General features: G+C 68.8%; 14 protein-coding genes and 4 tRNA genes. 9 read left to right on the plus strand and 9 right to left on the minus strand.

What is annotated here, in order from left to right; translation table 11 throughout:
• The first annotated feature begins 88 nt into the window (after nt 1-88).
• Together PHC73_RS06855 and PHC73_RS06860 are read left to right on the plus strand one after the other, a co-directional pair.
• A complete protein-coding gene (locus tag PHC73_RS06855; RefSeq protein ID WP_300126074.1) occupies nt 89-550 on the plus strand; it encodes a hypothetical protein in 462 nt (153 codons plus the stop codon).
• A 196-nt stretch (nt 551-746) separates the two neighbouring features.
• Nucleotides 747-1,004 (plus strand): hypothetical protein, encoded by a 258-nt coding sequence (locus PHC73_RS06860; protein ID WP_300126076.1) that lies wholly within the window; start codon nt 747-749, stop codon nt 1,002-1,004.
• Nucleotides 1,005-1,034: 30 nt separating this feature from the next.
• Here the strand turns inward: PHC73_RS06860 and PHC73_RS06865 are convergent, their stop codons facing one another.
• From PHC73_RS06865 to PHC73_RS06885, 5 genes are all read right to left on the minus strand, one after another.
• Nucleotides 1,035-1,316, minus strand: coding sequence for a hypothetical protein (locus tag PHC73_RS06865; RefSeq protein ID WP_300126078.1), 282 nt, complete (start codon nt 1,314-1,316; stop codon nt 1,035-1,037).
• Nucleotides 1,313-1,585, minus strand: coding sequence for a hypothetical protein (locus PHC73_RS06870; RefSeq protein ID WP_300126080.1), 273 nt, complete (start codon nt 1,583-1,585; stop codon nt 1,313-1,315). The genes PHC73_RS06865 and PHC73_RS06870 overlap by 4 nt, the downstream gene beginning before the upstream one ends.
• 79 nt (nt 1,586-1,664) lie before the next feature.
• Nucleotides 1,665-3,230, minus strand: a complete 1,566-nt coding sequence (locus PHC73_RS06875) for a hypothetical protein (protein ID WP_300126082.1) — start codon at nt 3,228-3,230, stop codon at nt 1,665-1,667.
• Between the two features lie 253 nt (nt 3,231-3,483).
• Complete coding sequence (locus PHC73_RS06880; RefSeq protein ID WP_300126085.1) at nt 3,484-3,831, minus strand: hypothetical protein; 348 nt, start codon at nt 3,829-3,831, stop codon at nt 3,484-3,486.
• Nucleotides 3,832-3,939: 108 nt separating this feature from the next.
• Nucleotides 3,940-4,248: a hypothetical protein gene (locus tag PHC73_RS06885; RefSeq protein WP_300126087.1), complete on the minus strand. Its 309-nt coding sequence runs from the start codon at nt 4,246-4,248 to the stop codon at nt 3,940-3,942.
• Between the two features lie 204 nt (nt 4,249-4,452).
• On the opposite strand from PHC73_RS06885, the gene PHC73_RS06890 reads away from it, so the two are divergent.
• Nucleotides 4,453-5,055 (plus strand): recombinase family protein, encoded by a 603-nt coding sequence (locus PHC73_RS06890; RefSeq protein WP_300126090.1) that lies wholly within the window; start codon nt 4,453-4,455, stop codon nt 5,053-5,055.
• A 505-nt stretch (nt 5,056-5,560) separates the two neighbouring features.
• Here PHC73_RS06890 and PHC73_RS06895 read toward each other — a convergent pair.
• The 4 genes from PHC73_RS06895 to PHC73_RS06910 all read right to left on the minus strand — a co-directional run bounded on the left by PHC73_RS06895 (nt 5,561) and on the right by PHC73_RS06910 (nt 5,939).
• Nucleotides 5,561-5,636: transfer RNA gene (locus tag PHC73_RS06895), tRNA-Lys, on the minus strand.
• 21 nt (nt 5,637-5,657) lie between these two features.
• A tRNA-His gene (locus tag PHC73_RS06900) sits at nt 5,658-5,733 on the minus strand.
• Nucleotides 5,734-5,756: 23 nt separating this feature from the next.
• Nucleotides 5,757-5,834: transfer RNA gene (locus tag PHC73_RS06905), tRNA-Arg, on the minus strand.
• 28 nt (nt 5,835-5,862) lie between these two features.
• A tRNA-Pro gene (locus PHC73_RS06910) sits at nt 5,863-5,939 on the minus strand.
• A 143-nt stretch (nt 5,940-6,082) separates the two neighbouring features.
• Between PHC73_RS06910 and ndk the strand changes: the two genes are divergently transcribed.
• From ndk to PHC73_RS06940, 6 genes are all read left to right on the plus strand, one after another.
• Nucleotides 6,083-6,514, plus strand: coding sequence for a nucleoside-diphosphate kinase (gene ndk / locus PHC73_RS06915; RefSeq protein ID WP_300126093.1), 432 nt, complete (start codon nt 6,083-6,085; stop codon nt 6,512-6,514).
• Between the two features lie 29 nt (nt 6,515-6,543).
• On the plus strand, nt 6,544-7,638 hold the full coding sequence (gene rlmN / locus PHC73_RS06920; protein ID WP_300126096.1) for a 23S rRNA (adenine(2503)-C(2))-methyltransferase RlmN: 1,095 nt from the start codon (nt 6,544-6,546) through the stop codon (nt 7,636-7,638).
• Nucleotides 7,638-8,459, plus strand: a complete 822-nt coding sequence (pilW, locus tag PHC73_RS06925; RefSeq protein ID WP_300126098.1) for a type IV pilus biogenesis/stability protein PilW — start codon at nt 7,638-7,640, stop codon at nt 8,457-8,459. The genes rlmN and pilW overlap by 1 nt, the downstream gene beginning before the upstream one ends.
• Nucleotides 8,459-9,340 (plus strand): RodZ domain-containing protein, encoded by an 882-nt coding sequence (locus PHC73_RS06930; protein WP_300126100.1) that lies wholly within the window; start codon nt 8,459-8,461, stop codon nt 9,338-9,340. The genes pilW and PHC73_RS06930 overlap by 1 nt, the downstream gene beginning before the upstream one ends.
• A gap of 11 nt (nt 9,341-9,351) precedes the next feature.
• The gene (gene hisS / locus PHC73_RS06935; protein WP_300126103.1) at nt 9,352-10,638 is read left to right on the plus strand and encodes a histidine--tRNA ligase; all 1,287 of its coding nucleotides are present in this window, start codon (nt 9,352-9,354) and stop codon (nt 10,636-10,638) included.
• On the plus strand, nt 10,635-10,835 hold a 201-nt coding region (locus PHC73_RS06940), incomplete at its 3' end, for a tetratricopeptide repeat protein (protein ID WP_300126105.1). The genes hisS and PHC73_RS06940, both read left to right, overlap by 4 nt.

Raw genomic sequence — 10,835 nt, forward strand, 5'->3', positions numbered from 1 at the left:
GTGGCCGTTACGAAGCCCGACACTGGCCGGACGGTTCGCTCGTCACGTCCTGCCAAACCCTGCCGATCGACCACCAGGAGGAAAGCGAATGAGCAACGTCATCGACCACCCCGCCGCCCAGCCCGTGCCCGCCGTGGACTGCACCGACGCCATGCAAGCCAGCGTGGCGGACCTGCGCGCCGCCGCCGGCCTGCTGCACACCGTCGCCCGGCACACCCGCCAGCCGCTCGACCCCGAAGCGCTGTTCTTCGTCGCCCGCGTCGCCAGCGCCCAAGCCGATGACCTTGACTACATCGCCGACCTGTGGCGCCGGCTGCCGGCCGACCCGCTGCTGCCGGACCACCGCGCCGCCATCGCCGGCCACGTCGCCACGCTGCGCCAGCACGCCGAGCACTTGGGCGACTGTGGAGACGTGGCCGACACCTGCCCGCCGAGCCGCGCGCACGTGGCCGCCACCTGCGCCGCCCTGCTGGCCACCGCCGACGCCCTGTCCACGGGCAACGAAGCCGCGTGGACCGCCTGCCGGACACAACCCGCACCGGCCGCCTGACCGGCCGCCGCCCGAAAAATCAAAATTCGGCCCGTGGGGGTGGAACTCCCCGCGCGCTCGGCCGTGGGCGGGGGTGGGGGTGGGTGCGCCCGCTGCCCGCCCGCCGCGCGCCCACGCAGCGCGCCACGCGCACCGCATGCTTACCCCGTTACCGCGTAACGTCTAGCCTTTCGTTACCGCGTAACAGGATGGTGACATGAGCAAGTCAGCGGCAGAGCGGCAACGGGCATACCGCCAACGGCGCGCGCTGGCCGGCGACAACGGCGAACGGCGGTTATCGACCTGGTTGCCGACCGGCGCGGCGCTGGCGCTCGGGCGCTTGGCCCGGCACCGCGGCGTCAGTCAGCGCCAGGCGCTGGAACAGATCATCGCGCAGGCCGAAACCGAGGCGCTGGCGACGCTGAACGACGCCGAGCTTGAAAGCTACCTGCACCCGCCATCCGTTACGCGGTAACGGCACCGCCCGGACTGCTGCGCCCGCCCCTCAGTCCGGCGCGTCATCGATGCTGAACGGTTCCAGCGCCCGGCCCGTGGCCGGATCGACCGCCCGCACCGGCCGCCCGTATTCGTCAATGCCGACGCCCGGCCCGTAACCGTTCGGCTGCACCTTCACCCCGCCCGGCACCGCCTGCCCGTCATCGGTTTGGAACTCGAACGGCCGCCCGTACCGGTCGGCGTGCTGGCCCGGCCCGTAGGTATTTTGACCCTCCCAGGCCAGCACCACGCCGCTGAACAACGCCAAGAACACCGCGCCCCATCGTTTCATTGCCGCCCCCGATTCGGTATCAGGTCATTGAATGCCCCCGAGCGCTGTCCGGCCTGATCCTGTGCCACTCCTTCGCGGTCATGCGTCACAGTTCGGATGGGTGCTTCATAGGCCAGCGGGCGGTGCAGGGAGTGCCGATAGTGGACGCCGGATATCGAAGTGGCATCCACCAATTCGCCGCGCCAGCGGTCCAAGTAAAAAAGTCCGCGGTCGCCCTCGAACCGAAACAACCACCCCGCCCACAGCGCCAGGCCGACAATCACCACCATCCACGCCACGTGCAGCCCCACAATCACCCGTATTGGCATCCCTGACCTCCCGTTTGGCTTGTCCTGCTTACCGGTTCGTTTACCGCGGGCGGGCTACAGATAGCACCGGCAATTCGGCGTCGATGCGTGGCTGTGCCCACCGCTCCCCATAGGTGTTGATTTCGGTGCCGTCATCGAACCATGCCGGCGTGCCGATGGCGTAGGCGTGCCGCTCGATTAACCGCCGATCAGCGGCCGACACCGGCGGCGCCTGCCGTTCGCCAGCGCCACCCTTGCCCACACCGTGACGCGCTGCCCACGAGCCCTCGACTGCAAGTATTTCTTCCAAGCAACGCAGGTCAGCCACATCCACCAGGCGCCCCGGAATAGCCACTTCGCCGTCTTTCACAACCGCAAACTGGGCGTCGGGGTGGCGCAACAGGGCATCCGGCGATTCGCCCTCCCACAGCCAGTCATCATCCGTCGGCCACGACTCCGGCCACAGCAGCGCCCGCGTGCGCTGCCACACCTCAGCGGCTTCCGGTAGCGCGAGCGCGGGCAGATCCCCATCGATGCGCATCGCCGTCCACCGTTCCCCGTGGGTGTTTAGCCTGCCGCCGTTGCTCAGTTGCACGCTAGCGCCAACGCGGGCGGCCCAACGCTCCAAGGCCCGGAAGTCGGCGGGGTAGGTCATCGGGAGCAGTGCCGGCAACGCGTTCTTGGTCAGCGGGCGCACGGGCAGGGTGGATGCGGGTGCGTCAGGCGCTCGCATGCCCTGTCCAAGCCTCGCGCGCACGGCCTGTGCCCAGCGTTCAGCATCAACGTGTGCAGTTTGCGCGTCGCGTTGCAACGACACCCGCTCGGTCGGATTGCTCGTGTCCTGTGCGAGCTGGTCGAAGGTCACCGCTCGGCGCAGCGCCGCTAACTCGCGCTGGCTAGCAGCGTGCGCGGAGCCGTTGTCCGGCGGATAGGTTCGCGCCGCAGGTGTGAGCGCTGCGGCATCACTGGCCGGGCTTTCCGATTGGGCACCGTTCGACCCTTGAGTTGCAGGGTCAGCGCCGGCCAGCTCGTCGGTAGGCGGTGCGGCATTGCGAGCCAATCCCGTGCGGTTCGGCGACTTCTGAAATCCCGAGTCGCCGAATATCACGCTGCCTTGATACATGCCCAGCGCCGTGACGATCAGCGGCACCAGAATGGAGTGCCCGCCGTAGCCGATCATCCACAGCCCGAAGAACGCCAGCACATACGACGCCTGCCGGTGACGCACCGGCCAAGGCACAAGCGCGTATGAACTGAACCGATCTTCCGTTTTGGCCCCTGCAAGAACGCCCGCGAGAAGACCGATCACGACGCTCAGCGTCCATACACCCCAGCCAGCCCAAGGCAACCATGCGGGGCCGTTAAAAAGCGCAACTTGGCTGCGGTGCGGCGGATACCAAAAGCCGGTGAATAGGCCCCATGCAATGTAACTGGCAGCGATCGCGTGCCAAATCGCGATGGCTTCGACACTCCGGTTACGGTTGTGGCTGATTGCCGCGAAGATCGGCCAAAGTAGGATCAGCCACGGTAAGCCGAGAAATTTGAAGAGCTGCCACGCGAGCAGCCAGAGACCTACGGTCACGCCAGCAATCAGGGTTTGCATGGCGACAAGCTGCAAGTGCTGCACGCTGCGCTTCTCCCTTTTGTCGAATTGGGTTTTTTGCTTCTGACAGGGACTTGCAGGCCACCGCCGAACCCTTGCGCCAGGCCACCGAAGCCGCCTGGGCCGCCAGCCGGACGCAACCCGCACCGGCCGCCTGACCGGCCCCGATCCGAAAAATCAAAATTCGGCCCGTGGGGGTGGAACTCCCCGCGCGCTCGGCCGTGGGCGGGGGTGGGGGTGGCGCGCCCGGGCCGCGCCGCCGCGCGCCGATGGCGCATCACAAATCGACGTACACGAACCCGCCGTCCGGCTTCACGCACACGGCGTTCTCGGACGTGAAATAGAACCGGCAGACCAGCGTGTTGCCCTTGTCGCCGCGCAGCAGGCCGGTCGAGTCGGCGGGCACCTGCGGCACGAAGGCGGGCGCCGACGTATGTGCAGTGCCGGAGAACAATTGGCCGTCGGCGGACATGCCGGAGAAATGCGTCGTCTGCCTGCCGCCCAGCGTGATGCCGACCTGCGGTCGGCTACCGGGAATGCGGCCGGTAAACGTCTCGCCCGTGCTTGGGTCGGTGATCGTCAGTACCTGCTCGCGAAATCTCGGCCGCTCCAGCTTCACCGGCATCGGTTTGCTATCGACTAGGTTGGTCGCTACTGGCTGCCGGGCGTTGGCGCACCCGCCCAGCACTACCACCACCAGCCCCCACGCTGGAATCCTTGCCACTGGCGTGCCTCAGTAGTCCGAAGGGTCGTAGGGCTGCATCGTGTCGGTGTCGAGTCCGCGACTGCGATCCCGCGTCAACGACTTACCGCCGCCCGGCCCGATGGACTGACCACCACCGGGGCCGATGGATTGCCCGCCGCCCGGCCCGATCGACAGCCCACCACTGGGGCCGATAGATCGCCCGCCGCCCGGTCCGATGGACTGACCGCCACCAGGGCCGATGGAATCACACCCGCCGGGGCCGATTGATCCCGGCTCGCAGTCGCGCCAGCCTTGGCCAAGGGCCACCGCCGGTGCCACTAGCAGCAGCACCAGCATCAATCCTTCGCACCGTCGCATCTTGAATCTCCTAGCCGTTGCCCAGGCTACCGCGCCTGCCTGACGCCATACCGAAAACCCCGCCGCAGCGCGCCCCGCAAACCCGCATAACTGCGCGGTGGCCGAAGGCCGTTTCAGGGTATACCGAAAACAGTCGTTTTTGGTACGATGCCGGCACCTTCACCACCAGCGAGGAAACCGGCCATGACCGCCAAGCGCTGCGCCCTGTACCTGCGCGTTTCCACCGACGGTCAGACTACCCTGAACCAGCGCCGCGAGCTTGAAGCCGTCGCCGAGCGGGCCGGGTGGCAGATCGTCGAAGTCTATGAGGACGCGGGCGTCAGCGGTGCCAAGGGCCGCGACCAGCGCCCGGCCTTCGACCGGCTGCTGAAAGACGCCGCCCGGCGCCGCTTCGACCTGATCGCCGCCTGGTCGGTCGATCGGCTCGGCCGATCCTTGCAGCACCTGGTCGGCTTCCTCGACGAAGTGCACCAGCTCGGCGTTGACCTCTATCTGCACCAGCAGGGCATCGACACCACCACACCCGCGGGCAAGGCGCTGTTCCAGATGATGGGCGTCTTTGCCGAGTTCGAGCGGGCCATGATCCGCGAGCGCGTCCATGCCGGCCTGAACCGCGCCCGCTCGCAAGGCAAGCGTCTAGGCCGGCCGACCATCGACGCCGACAAGGCCGCCGCCATCACCGCCGCCCTGCGCACCGGTGGCGCTGGCCTGCACAAGATCGCCAAGGCGCACGGCGTCGGCGTGTCCACCGTGCAGCGCCTCAAGGCCGAGCTGACCGCCGCCTGACCCGCGGCGCCCGTCATTGCCCTGGTGAAGCTGCGCCGCGCCCGCGGCCGGCACCGACACGCGCCCACCGCCCGCCAGAACACCAGCCAAGCATCACCAGAAAGGGGAGGGGTGGCTTGAGCCGCGACGTTTGAGGCGCGCGCAGCGCCCGAATCGGGCGTTTTCTTTGATTTCCCTGAATAGGGCGCATCACTGCATGAGTGTGCACCACGGCACGCCGTGGGAAGGCAAGCGCCCCCGGCGGGGGGCGCGCGCCAGCGGGGGGAATCAAGAAAGGAGTAGACAAAAAATCGGTCTGACTTGCTCAGGACGGAATCTATCTAATAAAGAGTAAGAGAAAAGACCTTAAACACCGCGTGGCCCTGTTCCCGCTGGTCGGCCCCGGCCGCTGCGCGCATGTCGGCGCCAGTTCAAAACCTTGTTGCAAGGTCACCGCAGCGGTCACCGCAGGCCGTTTTCGTGGCCGGAACCCCGGCCTGAATCGACGCTAAGTGCTTGAGTTAAATGGTGGGCCGCGTAGGGCTCGAACCTACGACCCGCTGATTAAGAGTCAGCTGCTCTACCAACTGAGCTAGCGGCCCAATAACTCGTCTGCTGCAAACTGGGGTGAGCGATGGGGATCGAACCCACGACCACCGGATCCACAATCCGGGGCTCTACCGACTGAGCTACGCTCACCATTAAACACCTTCGGCAACGGCTGGCGCGCCCGGCAGGATTCGAACCTGCGACCGACGGCTTAGAAGGCCGTTGCTCTATCCTGGCTGAGCTACGGGCGCAGCGGACCCGAAACCTGCCGCGGCGAACTGGTCGGGGTAGAGAGATTCGAACTCCCGACATCCAGCACCCAAAGCTGGCGCGCTACCAGACTGCGCCATACCCCGAGAGTGCGCCCGGCCCGCCCCGTTGCGTGGGGCGCGAACTATACAGCGCCTCGCGCGGCCGGGTCAACGCGTCCCGGTGCGATTGCGCCGAGCTGGTAGAATCCGCCGCTGCTCGCAACTTCCACCTCTAATCGACTATCCAAATGGCCATCGAACGCACGCTCTCGATCATCAAACCCGACGCCGTCGCCAAGAACGTCATCGGCGCCATCTACTCCCGCTTCGAGCAAGCCGGGTTGAAGATCATCGCCGCGCGCATGGAGCACCTCACGCGCGAACGCGCCGAAGGTTTTTACGCCGTGCACCGCGAACGCCCTTTCTTCAATGACCTGGTCAGCTTCATGATCAGCGGCCCGGTGATGATCCAGGTGCTCGAGGGTGAGGATGCGGTCACCCGTCATCGTGAGCTGATGGGTGCCACCGATCCGGCCAAGGCGGCGCCGGGCACCATCCGTGCCGACTTTGCCAGCAGCATCGAGGAAAACGCCGTGCACGGCTCGGACAGCCTCGACAACGCCGCCACCGAGATCGCGTATTTCTTCACGCCCGACCAGATCTGCCCGCGCACCCGCTGATCTGTTCCTTCATTCATAAAGACCCTGCCTTGGATACGACCTGCCCCAAGACCAATCTGCTGGACCTGGACCGTCCGGGTCTGGCGGGTTTGCTGAGTCGGTTGGGCGAGAAGCCGTTTCGCGCCGACCAGCTGCTGCAGTGGCTGCACGCGCGCGGCTGCGACGATTTCGCCGCCATGACCAACCTCAGCAAGGCGCTGCGCGAGCGGCTGGGGCGGGAAGCGGAGGTCCGCGCGCCCGAGGTGCTGGCCGACCGCCTGGCGGCGGACGGCACGCGCAAGTGGTTGCTGGGTCTGCCCGGCGGCAGCGCGGTGGAGACGGTCTACATCCCGGAAACACGCCGCGGCACGCTGTGCGTGTCCTCGCAGGTCGGCTGCCAGCTGAACTGCAGTTTCTGTCAGACCGCCCGGCAGGGTTTCAACCGCAATCTCGGCGTGGGCGAGATCCTGGGGCAAATGTGGACCGCGAGCCGTCTGCTGCCGCCGCATCCGCTGCGCGAGAAGCCCATCACCAACGTGGTGTTCATGGGCATGGGCGAGCCGCTGCTGAACTTCGACAACGTGGTGGCGGCCATTCGCGTGCTGCTCGACGACTTGGCCTACGGCCTGTCCAAGCGGCGCGTCACGGTGAGCACCTCCGGTGTGGTGCCGATGATCGACCGCCTGCGCGAGGAATGCCCGGTGGCGCTCGCCGTGTCGCTGCATGCGCCGGACGATGCGCTGCGCGACGAGCTGGTGCCGCTGAACCGCCGCTATCCGATCGCCGAGCTGCTGGATGCCTGCCGGCGCTACGTAGCCGGCGACGAGCGGCGGCGGGTGACCTTCGAGTACACGCTGCTGGCCGGCGTGAACGATCACCCGGCGCAGGCCAAGGCGCTGGCCAAGTTGCTCTCGCGCGTGCCGGCGAAGGTGAATCTCATCCCCTACAACCCGGTGCCGGGACTGCCGTACGAAACCTCGCCGCCGCAGGCGGTGGCCGCGTTCCGGGACGAGGTGTTGCGACACGGCCTGGTGGCCACGGTGCGCAAGACCCGCGGCGACGGCATCGATGGCGCCTGCGGCCAGCTGGCCGGCAAGGTGCTGGCGCGCGAGCGGCGTCACATCGCCACGTCGCCGCTGACCTGATGTCGATGCGCACGCTCGCCGGCGTGGTTGTGGTGCTTGCGCTGCTCACCGGCTGCGCCGGCCGGCCGCGGGAGCCGGCGGTGCGTGATGCCGCCGGCGGTGAGCTGGCCATCGATCTGGACACTTGCAGCCGCGCCGCCGCCGATCCGGAACGCAAGCTCAGCAAGAAGGAACACCTGGCCGAGCTGCGGATGGCGCTAGGCGCCGGCTACATGCAGGAAGGCGCGCTCGATATCGCCTTGAAGGAGCTGGAAAAAAGCCTCGCCCTGAACCCGCGCAGCGCCGCGGCGCATGCCACCATGGCGCTGCTGCAGCTGCGGCTCGGCAAGCCGCAGGCGGCCGAGGAGCACTATCGGCGGGCTCTCGAGCTGGCGCCGAGCGATCCCGAGATCCACAACAACTACGGTGTTTATCTGTGTGGGCAGGGCCGCCCGCGCGAGGCCGATGCCCACTTCCGCTGCGCCATCGCCAACCCGCTGTACCGCACGCCGGCCATGGCCTATACCAATGCCGCCGAGTGCGCGCTGCGCCATGGCGGCGGTCCGCGGGTGGAAACCGATCTGCTGACCGCCTCGCAGCTGGATCCGTCGTTCGCGCCGGCCAGCCTGCTGCTGGCGCAGCTCAGCCTCGACAAGGGCGACGCGCGCGCGGCGCGCGCCCATCTGGCGCGCTACACGCGCAGCGCCGGGCAGACGCCGGCCGGGTTGGCGCTCGGCATCCGGGTCGAGACGGCGCTCGGTGACCTCGACCGGGCCGCCAGTTACCGCTTGCTGCTCAAAAACCGCTTTCCGGATTCGCCCGAGGCGCGCGAGCTGAACTGATGACGACCGAGCACGACAGCGAAACGCCACCGCCGCAGTCGTCGGTAGGCGAACGGCTACGCGCCGCCCGCACCGCGCGCGGCTGGTCGGTGGCGCAGGTGGCGGCGCGCCTGCGCATTCGCCCTGAACTGGTGCAGGCGCTGGAGAGTGACGATCACGCCGCGTTTGGCGCGCCCACCTATGCCCGCGGCCAGCTGCGCAACTACCTGCGCCTGCTGGGCCTGGACGAGCCGGCATCGCTGCAACAAACGCCGCCGGTGGCGCCCGCGCCGGGCAATCTGGCACGGCGCGCTCCGGAACTGCACCCGCGTCGGCCTTGGCTGGTGCGCCTGGGTGGGCTGGCGATCATCGGCGTGCTGGCCGTGCTCGGCGCGCAGTGGGCGAGGGACGGCCACCAGCCGACGCCAACAGCCGAACTCAGCCGACCGCCGGCCCCCGTTGTAGACGCGCCGGCCCCGGCTGTCGACACGGCGGCGCCGCCACCGGTGCCAGCCACCACGGCGGTTGCCGAGGTCGGGGCCAGGCGGCCGGCGCCAACGACGGCTGCCGAGTCGCCACGGGCTCCGGCGGCGCCGGCCGCGCCCGCCGACGGGCGTGACGAGCTGCGCCTGAGCACGCGGGCGGTCAGTTGGGTCGAGGTCACCGATCACACCGGCCAGCGTCTGGTGTACGAGCTGGTCAGCCCCGGCACGCCGCGCAGCGTGCGTGGCGTGCCGCCGCTACGGGTACTGCTCGGCAACGCGCCGGCGGTGGAGCTTCTCTATAATGGCGCGCCGGTTGCTTTGCCGGCCGGCCAGCACGTGGTGCGCTTGACGCTCGGCACGCCGCCGTCGACTGCCGCGCCGCCGCCCGCCGCGGCGCCGACCGCCACCACTCCCTAGACCTTCCAAGCATGGCTGCCAAGCTCCAGGCCGTCCGCGGCATGAATGACCTGTTGCCCGACGTCAGCCCCCGCTGGCGCGGCGTCGAACAGCGTCTGCAGGCGGTGCTGGGCCGCTACGGCTACGAGGAGATCCGCCTGCCGCTGGTGGAGCCGACCGCGCTGTTCGCACGCACCATCGGCGAGGTGACCGACATCGTCGAGAAGGAGATGTACACCTTCCTCGACCGCAACGGAGACAGCCTCACGCTGCGCCCGGAGGGCACCGCCGGGGTGGTGCGCGCCGGCATCGAGCACGGCCTGTTCCAGGGTCAAGTGCTGCGCTTGTGGTACCAGGGGCCGATGTTCCGCCACGAACGCCCGCAGCGCGGCCGCTACCGGCAGTTCCACCAGATTGGCGCCGAGTGCTTCGGTGGCGCCGAGCCGGAGCTCGACGCCGAACTGATCGCCATGACGGCGCAGTTCTGGCGCGAGCTTGGCCTGTCCGGCCTGCGCCTGGAGCTGAACTCGCTCGGCTCGCGCGAGGCGCGCGCCGCCTACCGCGCGCAGCTGCAGGCGTATTTTCGCGAGCACTACGCGGCGCTCGACGCCGACAGTCAGCGGCGCCTGGAGACCAACCCGCTGCGCATCCTCGACAGCAAGAACCCCGACCTGGCGGCGCTGATCGCCGCCGCTCCGAGCCTGCCCGAGCACCTGGATGCCGACTCGCGCGTGCATTTCGAGCGCTTGTGTGCGCTGCTGGATTCGCTCGGCGTGGCCTATACGGTCAACCCGCGCCTGGTGCGCGGGCTCGACTACTACGGGCGCACGGTGTTCGAGTGGGTCACCGACGCGCTCGGTGCGCAGGGCACGGTGTGCGCCGGCGGGCGCTACGACACCCTGGTCGAGCAGCTCGGCGGTCGGCCGACACCGGCCATCGGCTTCGCGCTGGGCCTGGAGCGCCTGCTGGACCTGCTCGGCGCGCAGGGCATCGATCCCGCGCCGCCGCGGCGCGTCTGGTACGTGGTGTCGACGCCGGGCGCCTGTCGCGCGCGGGCGCTGCAGCTCGCGCAGCAGCTGCGTGCCCAGCCGGACGCGCCCAGCGTGCTCATGGACCACGCCGGCGGCAATTTCGGCAAACAGATGCAGCGTGCCGACCGGGCCGGTGCCGAGGTGGCGCTGATCATCGGCGAGGACGAGCTGGCCGCCGGCACCGTCACCGTGCGCCTGCTGCGCGCCGCCCGGCCCACCCAGGAAACCGTGCCGCAGGACCAGGTGCGCGCCGCCGTCATCCGCCTTGCCTCCGAGACCCCCGCATGAGCACCGTCGACGACGATCAGATCGAACAACTGCGCCGCCTGTGGGACCGTTACGGCCGCCTGCTGGCGGTGGTGGCGGTGTTGCTGCTCGGTGGCGTGCTCGGCTGGCAGGCCTACGACGGCCACCGGCAGCGTCAGGCGGCCGCCGCCGCGGCGCTGTACGCGGCCTACCTGCAGCCGCCGGCCGGGCATAGCGCC

It is taken from the genome of Immundisolibacter sp. (assembly GCF_028696615.1).
In the GTDB taxonomy this organism is placed as follows: Bacteria; Pseudomonadota; Gammaproteobacteria; order Immundisolibacterales; family Immundisolibacteraceae; genus Immundisolibacter.